Source organism: Shinella daejeonensis (assembly GCF_024281235.1).
GTDB lineage: Bacteria > Pseudomonadota > Alphaproteobacteria > Rhizobiales > Rhizobiaceae > Shinella > Shinella daejeonensis.
Genome location: NZ_JAHWXY010000019.1, coordinates 1 through 17,494, shown reverse-complemented (window position 1 = coordinate 17,494; position 17,494 = coordinate 1). Strand labels below are relative to the sequence as shown.

General features: G+C 65.7%; 16 protein-coding genes. 5 read left to right on the top strand and 11 right to left on the bottom strand.

Annotation, left to right across the window (positions count from 1 at the left end):
• Positions 1-54: 54 nt before the first annotated feature.
• Positions 55-1,539 (top strand): catalase KatA, encoded by a 1,485-nt coding sequence (gene katA, locus KYK29_RS21835; RefSeq protein WP_254692995.1) that lies wholly within the window; start codon positions 55-57, stop codon positions 1,537-1,539.
• 208 nt (positions 1,540-1,747) lie between these two features.
• Here katA and KYK29_RS21830 read toward each other — a convergent pair whose 3' ends face one another.
• The 8 genes from KYK29_RS21830 to KYK29_RS21795 all read right to left on the bottom strand — a co-directional run bounded on the left by KYK29_RS21830 (position 1,748) and on the right by KYK29_RS21795 (position 9,552).
• Complete coding sequence (locus KYK29_RS21830) at positions 1,748-2,698, bottom strand: LysR substrate-binding domain-containing protein (protein ID WP_254692994.1); 951 nt, start codon at positions 2,696-2,698, stop codon at positions 1,748-1,750.
• 55 nt (positions 2,699-2,753) lie between these two features.
• The gene (locus KYK29_RS22650; protein ID WP_254692993.1) at positions 2,754-3,245 is read right to left on the bottom strand and encodes a hypothetical protein; all 492 of its coding nucleotides are present in this window, start codon (positions 3,243-3,245) and stop codon (positions 2,754-2,756) included.
• A 76-nt stretch (positions 3,246-3,321) separates the two neighbouring features.
• Positions 3,322-4,161, bottom strand: coding sequence for a DUF937 domain-containing protein (locus tag KYK29_RS21820; protein ID WP_254692992.1), 840 nt, complete (start codon positions 4,159-4,161; stop codon positions 3,322-3,324).
• 102 nt (positions 4,162-4,263) lie between these two features.
• On the bottom strand, positions 4,264-5,637 hold the full coding sequence (locus tag KYK29_RS21815) for a glutamate--cysteine ligase (protein ID WP_254692991.1): 1,374 nt from the start codon (positions 5,635-5,637) through the stop codon (positions 4,264-4,266).
• Between the two features lie 183 nt (positions 5,638-5,820).
• Complete coding sequence (locus KYK29_RS21810; RefSeq protein WP_254692990.1) at positions 5,821-6,558, bottom strand: 16S rRNA (uracil(1498)-N(3))-methyltransferase; 738 nt, start codon at positions 6,556-6,558, stop codon at positions 5,821-5,823.
• Between the two features lie 7 nt (positions 6,559-6,565).
• Complete coding sequence (locus KYK29_RS21805) at positions 6,566-8,071, bottom strand: inorganic phosphate transporter (protein WP_254692989.1); 1,506 nt, start codon at positions 8,069-8,071, stop codon at positions 6,566-6,568.
• A 92-nt stretch (positions 8,072-8,163) separates the two neighbouring features.
• Entirely contained in the window at positions 8,164-8,646 is a 483-nt protein-coding gene (locus KYK29_RS21800) for an NUDIX hydrolase (RefSeq protein WP_254692988.1), read from the bottom strand.
• Between the two features lie 111 nt (positions 8,647-8,757).
• The gene (locus KYK29_RS21795; RefSeq protein ID WP_254692987.1) at positions 8,758-9,552 is read right to left on the bottom strand and encodes a FadR/GntR family transcriptional regulator; all 795 of its coding nucleotides are present in this window, start codon (positions 9,550-9,552) and stop codon (positions 8,758-8,760) included.
• 157 nt (positions 9,553-9,709) lie between these two features.
• Here KYK29_RS21795 and KYK29_RS21790 point away from each other — a divergent pair, with 157 nt between their 5' ends.
• Positions 9,710-10,987, top strand: a complete 1,278-nt coding sequence (locus KYK29_RS21790; RefSeq protein ID WP_254692986.1) for a DUF3422 family protein — start codon at positions 9,710-9,712, stop codon at positions 10,985-10,987.
• A gap of 6 nt (positions 10,988-10,993) precedes the next feature.
• On the opposite strand, the gene KYK29_RS21785 is transcribed toward KYK29_RS21790, so the two are convergent.
• Entirely contained in the window at positions 10,994-11,890 is an 897-nt protein-coding gene (locus KYK29_RS21785; RefSeq protein ID WP_254692985.1) for a LysR family transcriptional regulator, read from the bottom strand.
• Positions 11,891-11,991: 101 nt separating this feature from the next.
• Here KYK29_RS21785 and KYK29_RS21780 point away from each other — a divergent pair, with 101 nt between their 5' ends.
• From KYK29_RS21780 to glcF, 3 genes are all read left to right on the top strand, one after another.
• The gene (locus tag KYK29_RS21780) at positions 11,992-13,428 is read left to right on the top strand and encodes an FAD-linked oxidase C-terminal domain-containing protein (RefSeq protein ID WP_302795668.1); all 1,437 of its coding nucleotides are present in this window, start codon (positions 11,992-11,994) and stop codon (positions 13,426-13,428) included.
• Positions 13,425-14,627 (top strand): FAD-binding protein, encoded by a 1,203-nt coding sequence (locus tag KYK29_RS21775; protein WP_254692984.1) that lies wholly within the window; start codon positions 13,425-13,427, stop codon positions 14,625-14,627. Before KYK29_RS21780 ends, KYK29_RS21775 begins: the two co-directional genes overlap by 4 nt.
• A gap of 114 nt (positions 14,628-14,741) precedes the next feature.
• The gene (glcF, locus tag KYK29_RS21770) at positions 14,742-16,040 is read left to right on the top strand and encodes a glycolate oxidase subunit GlcF (protein WP_254692983.1); all 1,299 of its coding nucleotides are present in this window, start codon (positions 14,742-14,744) and stop codon (positions 16,038-16,040) included.
• Between the two features lie 28 nt (positions 16,041-16,068).
• On the opposite strand, the gene KYK29_RS21765 is transcribed toward glcF, so the two are convergent.
• Together KYK29_RS21765 and KYK29_RS21760 are read right to left on the bottom strand one after the other, a co-directional pair.
• Positions 16,069-16,767, bottom strand: coding sequence for a L,D-transpeptidase (locus KYK29_RS21765; RefSeq protein WP_254692982.1), 699 nt, complete (start codon positions 16,765-16,767; stop codon positions 16,069-16,071).
• A gap of 145 nt (positions 16,768-16,912) precedes the next feature.
• The coding region (locus tag KYK29_RS21760; RefSeq protein ID WP_254692981.1) for a L,D-transpeptidase at positions 16,913-17,494 on the bottom strand (582 nt) is incomplete at its 5' end.

The window sequence follows — 17,494 nt, the reverse complement described above, 5'->3', positions numbered from 1 at the left end:
CGGATTTCCCGTTCCGGTGCCGTCAACACGACAATGATCGATACAGGAGGACCCATGTCTGATCGCCCCATCCTGACCACCACTGCCGGCGCGCCCGTTCCGGACAACCAGAATTCGATGACGGCCGGCCCGCGCGGCGGCGTCATGCTCCAGGACTATCAGCTCATCGAGAAACTGGCGCATCAGAACCGTGAGCGCATCCCCGAGCGCGCCGTCCACGCCAAGGGCTGGGGCGCGCATGGAACCCTGACGATCACCGGCGACATCTCGAAATACACCAGGGCGAAATGTCTGCAACCGGGCGCGGTGACGCCGATGCTCGCGCGTTTTTCCACCGTTGCCGGTGAACTGGGCGCGGCCGATCACGAACGCGACGTGCGCGGTTTTGCGCTGAAGTTCTATTCTCCCGAAGGCAACTGGGATCTCGTCGGCAACAATACGCCGGTGTTCTTCGTCCGCGACGCCTATAAGTTCCCCGATTTCATTCACACGCAGAAGCGCCATCCGAGGACCAACCTGCGCTCGGCGACGGCCATGTGGGACTTCTGGTCGCTGTCGCCGGAAAGCCTGCATCAGGTGACGATCCTGATGTCGGATCGCGGCCTGCCCGTCGACCCGACCTTCATGAACGGCTACGGATCGCACACCTATTCGCTGATCAACGAGGCCGGCGAGCGCTTCTGGGTGAAGTTCCATTTCAAGACCGAGCAGGGCCACAGGCATTATACCAACGCGGAAGCCGGGCAGCTCATCGGCCAGACCCGCGAGGGCTATCAGGAAGCGCTTTTCGGCAAGATCGAGAAGGGTGAATATCCGCGCTGGAAGATGCAGGTGCAGATCATGACGGAAGAAGAGGCCGAAAAGACCGCCTATAATCCGTTCGACATCACCAAGGTCTGGCCGCATGCGGAATTCCCGCCGATCGACGTCGGCGTCATGGAACTGAACCGCAACCCGGACAACTATTTCGCCGAGATCGAACAGGCCGCCTTCTCGCCGTCGAACATCGTTCCCGGCATCTCCTATTCGCCGGACAAGATGTTGCAGGCGCGCATCTTCTCCTATGCGGACGCCCATCGCTACCGGCTCGGCACCCATTACGAGAATATTCTGGTCAACCAGCCGAAATGCCCGGTGCACCACTATCACCGCGATGGCCAGATGAATACCTATGGCGGCCTCAAGACCGGCAATCCGGACGCCTATTACGAGCCCAATTCCTTCAGCGGGCCGTTCGAGGACAAGTCCGCCGCCGAGCCGCCGCTGAAGATCGACGGCGACATGTCGCGCTTCGATCATCGCGAGGGCAATGACGATTACGTCCAGGTCCGCGCGCTGTTCAACCTGTTCGACGACGGCCAGAAGGCGCGCCTCTTCTCCAATATCGCTGCGGCGATGGGCGGCGTTCCGGGCTTTATCGTCGAGCGCCAGCTCGGGCATTTCGACCGGGTGCACCCCGATTACGGCAATGGCGTGCGCGCCGCGCTGAAGGCGGCCCACGGCTACGAGGCCTCCGCGATCAGCACCGCGGCCGAGTAAACAGCCGCAAGGACGATGACACCGGGCCGTCGCGGATTTTCCGCGGCGGCCTTTTCGAGTATTTCCAGCAAAAGTATGAAACGGTTTTCCGTCCGGAAATGCGGCTCAAACAACGAGATGGAGCGGTTCTGCCGACGGTGTGAGACCCGAAACCGCTCTGGCATCTTCGCTCTCGGGGAGGGGAGGCGCCCGGCGCGTGGCCGTAGCCTTACCAGCCGGGCAGCACGCTGCCGGGGCGCAGCCGCGACAGGCGTGGAAAGACCTTGAGTTCGGATTCCGGCAGGTCCTCGCTCGCCAGCGGCGTGATATTGTCGAGGCAGGCCGTGATATGGCTGGCGATCGCGTTGGAAAGGGACTGGGACAATCCGGGCCGCCGCATGATGCCGATCTGCACCGGCGCCAGCGGCGGGAAGCCGTCGGCCTGCGTGAGAACCTTCATGCCGGGCCGAAGTGCCGATTCCGGCAGCACGGAGACAGCCATTCCGGCCATGACGGCCGCCGCGACGACGGTCGACGACCAGCTGGTGAACAGAACCTGATATTCGCGTCCGAGTGAATCCAGCGCGCCGCAGGCGACCTGCCGCCACAGGCAGTCCCGCCGCCCGACGGCAAGCGGCACGGGGGCGTTTTCCGGCAGCGGATGGTTGGCCGACATCACCCAGCACAGGGGCTCGGTCCGCACCACGTCCGAATGCCGCTGGCGTGGATTGTGCGTTACCAGCGCGATGTCGAGTTCGCCCTTGTTCATCTTCTCGGCAAGATCCACCGAAGGTTCGCAGACGATGAACAGTTCGACGTTCGGATGCGTCTTGGCGAAACGCATGATGATTTCCGGCATGTAGCGGTCGGCGTAATCGTCGGGCGTGCCGATGCGCAGCGTGCCTTCGAGGCGATTGTCGTCGAAGGCGGCGATGGCCTCGTTGTTGAGACGGATCATGCGGCGGGCATAGTTCAGCAGCCGTTCGCCCTCGGTCGTCAGCCGGTTGCCCCGCCCGTCCTTGACGAAAAGCCGTTTGCCGATGCGCTCCTCGAGGCGGCGCATCTGCATCGAGACGGCCGACTGGGTCTTGAACACCCGTTCTGCCGCCCGCGTGAAGCTGCCGGTATCGGCGATGGCGACGAAAGTCTGGAGCTGGTCGATATCGAGCGGGGCGGACATGGGATCACCCATAAGCGTGTTTGATTGATACCATTAGAAACATTCGTTGGACTGATCAATGGTTTTCTGTGAGATTGCCTTGGTCAGGTGTCGGGAGACAGACCCGCCCTTTCGTCTTCAAGCCGACAAAGCCATATCGCGGCTCCGCGTGAACCCGTCGCCGGTCGACGTTGCGCGCTGCCCGGAAAGGAGAAACGCCATGCGCATGATCGACCGTACCCCAGCCCTTGACCGTCTCGCAACGCAACGTCCGTTGCCGGGTCTTGCCGCCCGCGCCCGTCATGGAATAGCCAGATTGACCCGCGCATGGTCGAATCGTCGCGCGATCCGGCGGTTGAACGAGCTTACCGATCGGGAACTGCTTGACCTCGGGCTGCGCCGCGGCGATGTTGCGGAAGCTGCGGCCTCCTTCTTTTCGGATGCAGGCCTGCACCTGACGCTTGCCGCGCGCGAGAGAGCGCGCCGTCATCTGCGACAGGGCTATCCGGATTGACGGCGGCGGCCCTGCCGCCGACCCCGAATTTCTTCCCCGCAGGGTGAGAGCCAAGAACCCTGCCGCTTGCCCGACGTGCGACGAAACCGTCCACGTCGGGCCTTTTCATTTCCGGGCCTGGCGGCTGGCGTCAGGCCGGCCTGTCATCGTCCGGCCCGGTGGCCGGGCCGTTGCGCATCGTTTCGAAAATCGCCTCGATATTGCGCTGATAGTCCTTCTGCATGTCGAGCCCGGTATCGAACATCGCGTCGACGAGGGTCTTCAGCGACCCCGCGGCCGCGCCCGCCCCTTCGTCCCGCTTGTCCTGCGCCGCCGGCTGCCCGGTCATGCCCGCCATCATGTCCCGGAAGACCCCGGCGAAGGGATTTGCCGCCGCGTCCGCTTTTGGGGCGGCGGCGAAGACGTCCCGCGCCGCCTGCATGAAGGGGTTGTCGAAGGGATTTGCCGGCTCCGGCTTGCTGGCGAAGCCGCTGGCTTCCGCCCATTGCCGCATTGCGTCGGCGAATGGGTTGGCCGCCGCCCTGTCGGTCTGGGCGCCGGGAAAGAAGGGGGCGAAGGATTGCTTGAACAGGCCGCCCATCAGCGTGCCCGCCAGAACGGGCAGCATCTGCCGGTAGATCTCCTGGCCGATGCCGGTCATCTGCGCCGCCTGCGCGGCGACGGCCCTCGATACGTCCTTGTTGCCGAAGATATGGCCGAGGATGCCGTTCCCGTCGGCGATCCCCTGCGGCGTGAAGGCCTTGCCGATATCCTCGAAATATTTGGCGTGGTCGCCCGTCGTGAGCGCCCGCAGGAAAGCGGTGAAATCGTAGGGGTTGGCGGCGTTGCGCCGGAAGCCTTCGGAAAAGGCCGGCATCAGCGCGGCCATCGCCTGCGCGGCCTGCTCCTGCGCAAGACCGAACTGCCGCGCCATGACCTCCATGGCCTTGCCGTTCTGCGCCTGCATCATCATGTCGTGGAGCGAAAGCATCCTGACCCCTTCCGTCGTCGGGCGTGAACCCGCGGGGATCGCGGATCCATGCCTGCACTATAACGGCAAAACGAAAGCGGCAAACCGCTTTCTTGAATGGGGTCAATACTGGTATTCGGTGAAGACCGGCTCGATCGAGCCGCCCCAGCGGCCGTGATAAAGCGCCAGCATTTCCTCGGCGAGCGTCGCCTTCTTGGCGAGCGTTTCCTCCAGCGGCGCGAGGAACACCGTCTCGTCGAAATCCTCGCTGCTCATGCGGGCGCGTCCGGCGAGCCCCATGCGCGAGATGGCGAGAACCTCGCGGGCGAGGTCGAACAGCGGCCTGCCCCGGAATTCGGCGGCAAGCGCCCGGGTCGGAACGGCGTCGCGCAACGCGGATACCTCCGCGACGGTCCAGTCGCGGGTGAACGCTTCGGCGGCGTCGAGCGCCGCATCGTCGTAAAGCAGGCCGACCCAGAAGGCCGGCAAGGCACAGATGCGCCGCCAGGGTCCGCCGTCGGCGCCGCGCATTTCGAGGAAGCGCTTCAGCCGGACGTCGGGAAAGAGCGTCGAAAGATGGTTCGTCCAGTCGCCGAAATTCGGTTCCCAGTCGGCAATCTCCCCCTTCAGCGCACCCGCCATGAACTGGCGGAAGGTGATATGGGTGCAGTCGTGGTAGCGATTGTCGCGCACGACGAAATACATCGGCACGTCCAGCGCCCATTCGACATAGTCGGCAAAGCCGAAATCGGGCGCGAAGGCGAAGGGAATGAGGCCGGCGCGATTGTTGTCGGTGTCGCGCCAGATGTCGCCGCGCCAGGAAAGCAGGCCGTTCGGCTTGCCCTCGGTGAAGGGGGAACTGGCGAAAAGTGCGGTGGCGAGCGGCTGGAGTTTCAGCGAGACCTGCATCTTGCGCCGCATGTCGGTCTCGGAGGAAAAGTCGAGATTCACCTGGATCGTGCAGGTGCGATACATCATGTCCAGCCCCCTGGTGCCGACCTTCGGCATGTAGCGGGTCATGATCTCGTAGCGCGATTTCGGCATGCGCGGCGTCTCGTCGAAGCTCCATTTGGGGCTGCCGCCCATGCCGAGGAAGCGGATGCCGAGCGGCTCGGCGATCTCGCGCAGCGTGGCGAGATGATGGTTGGACTCGCGGCAGGTCTCGTGCAGGTTTTCGAGCGGCGCGCCGGAAAGCTCGAACTGCCCGCCCGGCTCCAGCGAGATCGCGCCCATGCCCGAGGGTTCGGCCAGCCCGATGATGTTGCCGGCATCCATGATCGGCTCCCAGCCGGTCTTTTCCTGCATGCCGTGGAGCAGGGCGGAAATGCTGGCCTCGCCGGAATAGGGCACCGGGCTGTTGTCAGCCGTAAAGAAGACGAATTTCTCGTGTTCGGTCCCGATGCGGAATGCTTCTTTCGGCTTGCAGCCGGCGGCGAGATAGTCGGTCATGTCTGCAATCGAGCGGACCGGCGTCTGGTCGGTGGTGTCACGGGCCATGGGCGTCTTCTTCCGAACGGGTGGCGCCCGGCGGGACCGCGGGCTTTTGGAGGGGTGCTTGGACCGGATTTAGATGCGGTGCAAGCGAATTCCTTTCAAGATGGGTTCAAAAAAATCGATCCTCTTCAGCGCTATGCCGGCATGCCGCTTCCAAATAAGTATCTGTCGTAAAGCGCCTGGAATCTAGCGCCAGTCGCCGATCGTCGCCTGGATCACCGCCAGCGCCGCGACGGCGGCGGTGTCGGCGCGAAGGATGCGTGGACCGAGGGGGATGGGGGTCACGAAATCAAGGCTGCGCAGCAGCGTGCGCTCGGCTTCGGAAAAGCCGCCCTCCGGGCCGACCAGCAGCGCCAGCCGGCGCTCGGTGATGGCCGAAAGCGCCGGCAGCGGGTTCTGGCTTTGGTGATCCTCGTCGCAAAACAGGATGCGGCGTTCCTGCGGCCAGTCGGCGAGAAGGTCCTCCAGCCGGCGCGGCGGCGCGACGTCGGGAACCGAAAGGATGCCGCATTGTTCGGCCGCCTCGATGGCGTTTGCCCGCAGGCGGTCGAGACTGGCGATCTTGCCCTGTACATGCCGGGTCATGACCGGTTGCAGCCGGCCTGCGCCCATTTCCACGGCCTTCTGCACCATATAGTCGAGCCGCCCGGTCTTCAGCGGCGCGAAGAGATAGTGGAGATCGCCCGGCTGCGGCTGCGGCCGGATCTGTTCGTCCGGCGTCAGCAGCAGGCGCTTGCGGGTGGGAAAGGAAAGTTCCGCGCGCCATTCGCCGTCGCGGCCGTTGAAGAGCAGCACCGCATCGCCGTCGCCCATCCGCAGCACGTTCGTCAGATAATGAAAATGGTCGCGCGAGGCTTCGAGCGCTGCCCCCGCCGAAAGCGTGTCCGTCACGAAAAGCCGCTGCATCCGGTAGTTCGCGCGCATGGCCGCCTCAGCCGAACAGGCCGTTCAGCAGCAGGAAGAGCGCCGCCGACAATCCCGCCGCCGCCGGAACGGTGATGATCCAGGCTGCGACGATGGTCATGAAATGCGAGCGGCGCACGAGATAGCGGCGGCGCATTTCGTCCGGATTGCGTTCCTCCACCTCTTCGGGATCGACCTTGCCGTTGCGCCGGCGGATATAGTCCTGACGGCGTTTGGACTTGCGGGTGTACCATTCGCGGAAGAAGCCGACGCCGAACACCGCGCCGACGGCGATATGGGTGGAGGAGACCGGCAGGCCGAACGCCGAGGCGACGATGACGGTCAGCCCCGCCGACAGGGCGACGCAGAAGGCGCGCATCGGGTTGAGCTTGGTGATCTGTTCGCCGACGAGCGCCACCAGACGCGGCCCGAACAGCAAGAGGCCGACCGAGATGCCGAGACCGCCGATCAGCATCACCCAGAACGGAACGTCGACCTGCGCCGATATGTCGGCTTCCTGCGCGGCATGGACGATGGCGGCGAGCGGACCGATGGCGTTGGCCACGTCATTGGCGCCATGGGCGAAGGAGAGGAGGGCGGCCGAGAAGATCAGCGGGATGCGGAAAAGCTTCCGCAGCGACTGGTTGCGGTTCTCCAGTCCCTCCGACTGCCGCCGCACCAGCGGCACGGCGACCGCATAGGCGATGCCGCTGGCGACGATGCCGATGGCGAAGGTCAGCGGCATGCCGATGGAGATGAGATTGCCCAGCCCCTTGAGAACCAGATAGGCGAGGAAACTGCCGGTCATGACCGCGATCAGCACCGGCACCCAGGTCCGGGCGGCGACGATCTTGTCGTCGCGATAGATGATGAATTCCTTGATGAAGGCGAGGAAGGCGGCGGCGACGATGCCGCCGAGCAGCGGCGAGATCACCCAGCTTGCGGCGATCGCCGTGATGGCCGTCCAGTCGACGGAGGCGGTGCCGGATGCGGCGATGCCGGCCCCGATCACGCCGCCGACGATGGCGTGCGTGGTCGAGACGGGCGCGCCGAGCCAGGTGGCGAGATTGACCCACAGCGCGGAGGAAAGCAGCGCGCCCATCATCACCCAGATGAAGATGGTCGGCGAGGGCACCGCGTCGGGCGCGATGATGCCCTTGGAGATCGTGTCCACCACGTCGCCGCCGGCGATGATCGCGCCGAGCGTCTCGAAGATCGCGGCGATGATCAGCGCGCCGGTCATGGTGAGCGCACGCGAGCCCACCGCCGGGCTGATGTTGTTGGTGACGTCGTTGGCGCCGATGTTCATCGCCATATAGGCGCCGATGGCGGTCGCCGCGATGACGATGACCGCGCCGGGGCGATCGATCACGTAAACGCCGGCGAACAGCGTGACCAGTACCAGGAAGATCAGGCCGATGCCGGGCGCGACGAGGCCCTTCGAGACGAAATGGGCGGCCTCCTCGACGCGTGTCAGCTTGTCGAGGTCCTTGTCGAGGGTGGGCTTGCCCAGTCGTGCCTGTGAATTTGCCATCGATTGCGCTCCGCTTGTCGGCTTGGCACTATCGCCAGACAGCGGCAAGGGCAATATGACGGCAAAGTCAAACGGGGCCTTTTCAGGCTTATTCAGGCTTTTGCCGGCACAAATGTCGCCTCGAAGGACAGAAAGAGCTCTTTCAGGCCCGGCTCATGCACGCGGCCGGCGGCTTCCTCGCAGCTCACCCATTCCAGGCGGCGCTGACCCTTTTCGGGGAAATTCGTGGCGAGCGACGCCACTTCCAGCGCGTAGACCCGGACCTTGCATTCCGTCTTCAATCCGCCGGCCATACCCTTGCGGTACATGTAGTGACCGATCGATGTCTTGTTGACCCTGCCCTTGACGCCGGCCTCCTCGAAGGCTTCGCGCACGGCGACCTCATAGGGCCGGCGGCCGGTCATCGGCCATCCCTTGGGAATGACCCAGCGGCCGGTGTCGCGGCTGGTGATCAGCAGCACTTCGAGCGTTCCCCGCTTCTTGCGCACACGATAGCAGAGCGCGGCATACTGGATGCGAGCCGGGCGGCGAAACATCAGATGTACGTCGCCGGCGATGCGGCGGATCAGGTTCACGATGGTCTTTCTTTCCGGCTTTTCAGGATGGCCCGTTTTCAGGGTGGAATGGCAAGGGCGAATCGGGAGCGACCCGACAGCCGTCATTCTAGCGGAGGTTTGCGGCTTTCGTCAGGCGTCGTCCAGAAGGCCTCTCTGCTGCATGCGCAGCTGGGCGATGCGCTGCCATTCGCCGCTGCGCTCGGCGTCGCGGATCGATGCGGCGATATAGTCCATATGCGCCTGTGCGGCCGCCCTGGCGGCGTCCGGATCGCCGGCCAGGATGGCGGCATGGATCGCCTCGTGTTGCGCCAGCAGGTGCTCGCGCGCCGCCTGCGAGGAGAAGACGAGATGGCGGTGGAAGAAGATGCCCTGCGCCAGCAGCCGGTAGCAGGCGCGCAGCGTGTGCAGCAGCACCACATTGTGCGCCGCCTCGCCGATGGCGTTGTGCAATTCGAGGTCGGCGTCGAGTTCGGCGTCGAAGGAGCCGCTTTCGTGCGCCTCGCGCATCGACTGCATCACGCGGGTCAGCATCTGCCGGTCGTATTCGGTCGCCCGCCGTGCGGCGAGATCCGCGGTGATGCCTTCCAGCTCGCGCCGGTATTCGATGTAATCGGCCGTTGCCCGCTGGTGGCGGGCGATGAGTTCCACCACCGGCGGGGAGAAGACCTGGCCGATGATGTCGGCGACATAGGTGCCGTCGCCGTGCTGGCTGACGAGCAGGCCGCGGTTCTCCAGTTCCTTCAACGCTTCCCGCAGGATCGGTCGCGACACGTCGAGCCGTTTCGACAGTTCGCGCTCGCCCGGCAGCCGGTCGCCGTCGCGCAATACGCCCTCGAGCAGCAGAAGCTCGATCTGGCGGACGACTTCGTCGGCGGTCCGGCTGTGGCTGATGCGGGCGAAAAGGTCGAAGGCGCTCTCGGTCACGATGGTCTCCCGTGGAAAGACTAGCAAGGACCGGCGAAACTGGTCAATAAACTTATCCAGTCGTTTCACGCCGGAAACCCTGCGTCAATGCGCCCATCTTGCGTAAGCTGGCGTTTGTCAGGATTATGCCTTCGCATCACAGGGGGACGATGCGCATATGACCAAGGGCAGTTTCGCCTTTCCGCAGGCAACCGCACGCGCGCAGGCGCTGGGCGAAATTCACGCCAGGCCCTACGCGCTGGTGCCGTCGCCGCGCGTCATCTTCCAGCTTGCCTTCCTGACGGAAGGCGGCTCGGCCGTCGACCACGCGGTCATGGCCGAGCTTTCGCGCTCGCGCGGCATTGCGCCGCCCGGCCGCGATGCCAGCCATCATGCGCTGAGCTGGGGGCAGGGCACGCTGCGCTGGGAACGGCATACGGAATTCTCGACCTATTTCTGGGATGCGCCCGTACCGGAGTCCTTCGGCGATCCGGTGCCGGTCCATCCTTTCGGCGACAGTTTCTCGCCGCCCGGAACGCTGATTTCCGGCGTGCGTCTGGAAATCCGCGCGGAAACGCCGTCCGTCCGCGCCGCCCTGTCGGTCTTCGACCCGACGAGCCTCTGTTACAGCGAGGTCAAGGGCGGACAGGCGGCGATCGCCACCGATTTCCGACAGGACGGCGACGGCCTCACCCGGATCCTGGTCATTGACCGGGGCCTGACGGAGGCCGGGCGCGGCGCGCTGGTCCAGCGGCTGCTCGATATCGAGACCTATCGCACGCTGGCCATGATGGGCCTGCCGCTCGCCCAGTCGCTGTCGCCGGACATCCGCCGGATCGAGGACGGGCTGACCGGCATCACCAACGCCATGAAGCAGCGCGCCCGCGACAGCGCCGATGCGTTGCTGACGGAAATCACCCGTCTGGCCGCCGAACTGGAGGCGAACGCCGCGCTCAGTCTCTATCGCTTCGGCGCAAGCCGCGCCTATTACGGCATCGTGCAGGAGCGCATCCATACGCTCGCCGAGACGCCGGAACCGGGCTATGAATCGCTCGGCTCCTTCCTGGAGCGCCGGCTGGCGCCGGCCATGCGCACCTGCCAGTCGGTCGAGGAGCGGCAGGCCAACCTGTCGCGCAAGCTTGCCCGCGCCACCGCGCTGCTTCGAAGCTGGATCGATGTGGAACTGGAGAAGCTCAACGCCACGCTGCTCGATTCCATGGACCGGCGCGCGCGGCTGCAACTGCGCCTCCAGCAGACGGTCGAGGGCCTGTCGGTGGCCGCGATCTCCTATTACGTCGTCGGCCTGTTCGGCTATGCGGCGAAGGCCGCCCACGGCCTCGGCCTGCCGGTCAAGCCGGAAACGCTGACCGGCATCGCGGTGCCTTTCGTGATCCTCGGCATGTGGCTGCTCGTGCGCGCCATCCGCAAGCGTCACACCGGCGAGGAGGGGCATTGAGGCCGCTCAAAGCTCCCAATAGGGCAGGGGGCCGTAGAGATCGGCGAGATAGTCGATGAACAGCCGGACCTTGGCGGGAAGGAACTGGCGGCTGGGATAGACGGCGGAGAGCACGACATTGCGCGATCCCTCGTGATCCGGCAGGATCTGCTGCAGCGCGCCGCTCCTGAGGTCCGGCCCGACATCCCAGGTGGAGCGCAGCGCGATCCCCATGCCGGTGAGCACCGCTTCGCGCACCACCTCGCTGGAATTGGTGATGAGCGGCCCCTGCGGCCGCACGGTGACGGTGCCGCCCGGCCCCTCGAGCCGCCAGACGTCCTGAATGTGCTGCGGCAGGCAGATATGGTGGGCAAGGTCGTCGATGCTTTGCGGCTGCCCGTGTTTTTCCAGATAGGACGGCGCGGCGCAAAGCAGGCGGCGCACCGGCGCGAGCCGGCGGGCGACGAGGGAGGAATCCGACAGTTCGCCGATGCGGATCGCCAGATCGAAGCTCTCCGCCACGAGATCGGAGAAGGCGTCGGTGAGCACGAGATTGACCACCAGCTCCGGATGGCTGGCCATGAAGCCCTTGAGATGCGGTGCGATGTGCAGGCGGCCGAAGGAGGTCGGCGCCGAAATCCGCAACACGCCGCGCGCCGCACCGGAGCGACCGGACACGAAGGCTTCCGCCTCCTCGATGCCGGCGAGAATGCCGACGATGCGCTCGTGAAAGCCCTGTCCGGCCTCGGTGAGTGAAATCTGCCGGGTGGTGCGCTGGAACAGCCGCGTCCCGAGCCGTTCCTCCAGCCGCTTCACCCGTTTGGAGACGACGGCCGGCGACAGGCCGAGCGCGCGGCCCGCCGCCGACATGCTGCCGGTTGCGATAACGCGGGAGAAGATTTCCAGATCGCCCAGATTGGTCATAAATCGCGCCCATTGTTGCCGGAAGGGAAAAGATGCTTATCATTTGCCTCATCGATGAGGAAGTGGTAAAGAAAAAAGACCACTCAGGCGGGAGACGCATCATGCAGCAGATCGGTTTTCTGGCGCCGCGGCCGGGCGTGCTCGCCCGCCGTGAGGAGATCGTCGCCGATCTTGCCGATCTTCTGCCGGAAGGCTGTCTCGTCCACGAGCCGCGCCGGCTCGTGCCCTTCGAGACCGACGCCTTCGTCTCCTATCGCCGCCTGCCGCTCGCCGTGGCCCTGCCGGAGACCACCCAGCAGGTGGCGGCCGTGCTGAAATACTGTCATCGCTACGGCATTCCCGTCGTGCCGCGCGGGGCGGGCACCTCGCTTTCGGGCGGGGCGATCCCGCAGGAGGATGCGGTGGTGCTCGGCCTTTCCAAGATGTCGCGCATCCTGGAGGTGGATTTCGCCAGCCGCACCGCCACGGTCGAGGCCGGCGTCACCAATCTTGCGATTTCCGACGCGGTGTCGGCCGACGGGTATTTCTATGCGCCGGACCCGAGTTCCCAGCTCGCCTGCACCATCGGCGGCAATATCGGCATGAATTCCGGCGGCGCGCACTGCCTGAAATACGGCGTCACCACCAACAACCTGCTCGGCGTCAAGCTCGTGCTGGTCGACGGCACGATCGTCGAACTGGGCGGCAAGGCGCTGGATGCCCCGGGCCTCGACCTGCTCGGCGTCGTTTGCGGCGGCGAAGGCCAGCTCGGTATCGTCACGGAGGCGACGGTGCGCCTGATCGCCAGGCCCGAAGGCGCGCGACCGGTGCTCTTCGGCTTCGACAGCGCCGAGGAGGCGGGAGCCTGCGTCGCCGACGTCATCGGCGCCGGCATCATTCCGGTCGCCATCGAATATATGGACAAGCCGGCCATCGAGATCTGCGAGGCGTTTGCCAAGGCCGGCTATCCGATGGATGTCGAGGCATTGCTGATCGTCGAGGTCGAGGGGTCCGAGGCGGAGATGGATGCGATGCTCGCCGCGATCATCGAGATCGCGCGCCGCCACGGCGTCAAGGTGGTGAAGGAAAGCCAGTCGGCGATGGAGGCCGCGCTGATCTGGAAGGGTCGCAAATCGGCCTTCGGCGCGACCGGCCGTATCGCCGACTATATTTGCATGGACGGCACGGTGCCGCTCGGCCAGTTGCCGCATGTGCTGCGCGGCACGGCGGAGATCGTCGCCAAATACGGGCTTCGCGTCGCCAATGTCTTTCATGCCGGGGATGGCAACATGCATCCGCTCATCCTCTTCAACGCCAACGACCCCGAGGATGCCGCGCGCGCCGAGGCAGCCGGCAACGATATCCTGAAGCTCTGCGTCGATGTCGGCGGATGCCTGACCGGTGAGCACGGCGTCGGCATCGAAAAGAGGGACCTGATGCGCCATCAGTATTCCGAAGCGGACCTGGCCCAGCAGATGGCGGTGCGCGCCGCCTTCGATCCGCAATGGCTTTTGAACCCCTCCAAGGTCTTCCCGCTTGAAGGGCGGCCTGCCGCATGAGCCTGCGTCACGAACCGCTTTCCGAGGCGGCCGCCGCCCGCCTCGTCCAGGCCGCCTCGCTTGGCGGCGCAAGACTTGCGATCCGTGGCGGCGGCACCCGAAGTCTCGTCCAGCCGCCAGAGGAGGCCGATATCCTGTCGACCCGCGGTCTGGCCGGCATCGTCGATTATACGCCCGCGGAAATGACCATGACCGTGCGCGTCGGCACGCCGCTTTCCGAGATCGTCGAGACGCTTGCCGAAAACCGCCAGATGCTGTCGTTCGAGCCGCTCGACCTGCGCGCCGCGCTCGGCACCTCCGGCGCGCCGACGATTGGCGGCGTCTTCGCCACCAATGCGTCCGGCCCGCGCCGTTTCGTGGCGGGCGCGGCCCGCGACAGCCTGCTCGGTGTCCGCTTCGTCAACGGCCGGGGAGAAATCGTCAAGGCCGGCGGACGCGTGATGAAGAACGTCACGGGGCTCGATCTCGTGAAGCTGCTCACCGGCTCCCAGGGTTCGCTGGCGCTGCTCACCGAGGTGACCTTCCGGGTCCTGCCGCTGCCGGAGACCGCTCTTACGGTGGTCGTTTCCGGCCTCGACGACGGGCTGGCCGTCGCGGCCATGGCGACCGCCGTGTCGCTGTCGGTGGAAGTGTCCGGCGCGGCGCATCTGCCGGAAAGCGTGCGCGGCCGCTTCGCCGGCGGCGTGTTGCCGGAAGGAGCCGCAACGGTGTTCCGGCTGGAGGGCCTTGCCGCCTCCGTGACGGCGCGGGCGGAAAAACTGGAAGCCGCCCTTGCCCGTTTCGGGGCGGTCTACCGGGCGGACGCGGAGACGACGCTGACGCTCTGGCGGGAGATCCGCGACGCCGCGCCCTATGCCGACGGTACGGCGCGGCCGCTCTGGCGCGTCTCCGTCGGCCCCACCGCCGGCCATCAGCTTGTCGCCGCGCTGCGGCTGGAGACGGGCGTCGATGCCTTCTACGACTGGCAGGGCGGTCTCGTCTGGCTGCGCATGGAAGCCGATGCCGAGGCGGAGCTTCTGCGCCGCTACGTCCGGGCCGTCGGCGGCGGTCATGCCACGCTGCTGCGCGCCCGGCCGGAGGTGCTTTGCGCCGTGCCGGTTTTCGAGCCGCAGCCCGAGGCGCTCGCGGCGCTGGAGGGCCGGGTCAAGGCGGCCTTCGACCCTTCGGGGGTTTTCGTGTCGCGGATGGTGGCGGAGTAGGAATATGCGCATGAAACGGACGGCCGCCCACCGGCCTGTTTTCCGCCCGGCTTTACTGCCTGAATGCGGAATGTCGGCCGCTATCGCCGCCGTTTACGGAAAGGACGTCCGCTGATGCAGACGAATTTCACGCCCGAGCAGCTTGCCGATCCGCAAGTGGCGAATTCGGAGCAGATCCTGCGCAAATGCGTGCATTGCGGCTTCTGCACCGCCACCTGCCCGACCTATGTGACGCTCGGCAACGAACTCGACAGCCCGCGCGGCCGCATCTATCTCATCAAGGACATGCTGGAAAACGATCGTCCGGCCGATGTCGAGGTGACGACCCATATCGATCGCTGCCTGTCGTGCCTTGCCTGCGTGACCACCTGTCCCTCCGGCGTGGATTACATGCATCTGGTCGATCATGCCCGCGCCCATATCGAGAAGACCTATCGCCGGCCTTTCTGGAACCGCCTGACCCGAAATCTGCTGGCGGCCGTGCTGCCCTATCCGCAACGCTTCCGGCTGGCGCTCCGGCTGGCGGCGTTCGGGCGGCCCTTCGCGGGGCTCTTGCGCCAGTCGGCGTCGCTCAGGCCGTTTGCCGCCATGCTGGACCTTGCGCCGCGCCGCCTGCCGCCACCCTCGAAGGATGCCCTGCCGGCAACGCATCCGGCCGAAGGCAAGCGCCGCGGCCGGGTAGCGATCCTCACCGGCTGCGCCCAGCCGGTGCTGAAGCCGGAAATCAACGAAGCGACGATCCGGCTGCTCACCCGCTTCGGCGTCGAGGTGGTGGCCCCGCGCGGAGAGGTCTGCTGCGGCTCGCTGGTTCACCATATGGGCCGCGAGGAGGCGGCGCTGGAAGCGGCGCGCCGCAATGTCGATGTCTGGCTGCGCGAGGCGGAAACGGAAGGTCTCGATGCGATCATCGTCACGGCGTCAGGCTGCGGCACGACGATCAAGGACTACGGTTTCATGCTGCGCCTCGATCCGGCCTATGCGGAAAAGGCGGCCCGCGTCTCGGCGCTGGCGAAGGATGTGACGGAGTATCTGGCCACCCTCGATCTGCCCCGGCAGGAACCGCGCGGCATGACCGTCGCCTATCATTCCGCCTGTTCCATGCAGCACGGCCAGAGGATCACGACGGTTCCGAAAACGCTCCTGAAGGCTGCCGGCTTTGCGGTGCGCGATCCGGCGGAAGGCCATCTGTGCTGCGGCTCCGCAGGCACCTACAATATCATGCAGACCGAGATTTCCGAAAAGCTCAAGACGCGCAAGGTGAAGAACATCGAGGCGACGACGCCCGATGTCGTCGCCACCGGCAATATCGGCTGCATCACCCAGATCGCCACCGGAACGGCGATCCCGATCCTGCATACGGTCGAACTGCTCGACTGGGCCTATGGCGGAAACAGGCCGGCCGGGCTTTCCTGACCCGGACGGCCTGTCGCAAATGCTACGCTCAGCCGCCGAACAGCGTGGCGAAGAAATCGAACCCGCGATCGTTGAAGCTGACGTCGCCCTCGCGGCCGCCGGGGCCGACGACGACGACCCGGGTGCCGACCGGCGCGCGGGCATAGAGATGCTCGACGTCCTTGTTCATCATGCGGATGCAGCCGGACGACATGTTCTGGCCGATCGTCCAGGGCTGGTTGGTGCCATGGATGCGGAAGATTGTGTCGCGGCCGCCCTTGTAGAGATAGAGCGCGCGGGCGCCGAGCGGATTGTCGACGCCGCCCGGCTGATAGGCGGGCAGGATGCGGCCCTTCTTCGCCTCGCGGCGGCGCATTTCGGCCGGCGGCGTCCAGCCGGGCCATTCCGCCTTGCGGCCGACGTTCACGACGCCCGACCAGCCGAAACCGTCGCGTCCCACCCCGATGCCGTAGCGCGTCGCCCGGTTCTTGCCGTCGACGTGATAGAGGAACTTGTTGTGCGTATCGACGATGATCGTTCCCGGCTTCTCGTTCGTCACCAGGCGGACCTTTGTGCGCTTGTATTTTGTCGGCACCTGCCGCTTGGGCTGGGCGACGAGCGTTATGTCGGACGCCGCGATCGCCGGCGTCTGCTGCGGAGACGCCGGAAAGGCGTTGGTCACGGTCGCCGGCAGCGAAACCGCGAATGCGACGGACGCCGCCAGCAGGAATGGTGCGTATTTCCGCATGGATAGTTCCCCTCGAAGGTCTCGATGTGGAGAAGCTATCCGACTTTTTGACGATTTCAAACTCCCGTGCCCGCAATTTCGGGACGGTAAAAGGCGGCGCGAAGTGTCCGCGCCGCCGGGACGAGCCCGCTTTCGCCGGTGTTTTCTAGATGACGATGACGTTCGTTCCGACCTTCACGCGCTCGTAGAGATCGACGACGTCCTCGTTGCGCATGCGGATGCAGCCGGAGGATACGGCATAGCCGATGGTCCAGGGCGCATTGGTGCCGTGGATGCGATAGAGGGTGGAGCCGAGATACATGGCGCGCGAGCCGAGCGGATTGTCCGGGCCGCCCTTCATATGTGCCGGCAGGTAGTGGCCCTTCGCCGCCTCGCGCTTGATCATCTCCTGCGGCGGCGTCCAGCTCGGCCATTCCGCCTTGCGGGTGACCTTGTGGCGGCCGGCCCATTCGAAGCCGGGCTTGCCGACGCCGACGCCGTAGCGCCGCGCCTTGCCGTTTTCCGTGACCAGATAGAGGAAGCGGTTGTTGGTGTCGATGACGATGGTTCCCGGCGGATGCTTCGTCTCATAGGATACGGTCTGCGGCAGATACATCGGATCGATACGGGTGCGGGCCGGATCGGCCGGGCGCGTCACCGCCGCCTGTTGCACGCGGGCCGGGGCCTCGCGCCGGAGGACCCGCCGCTGCTGCACCGGCGGGCGCTCCACCGCGCGCCGCGGTGCGAC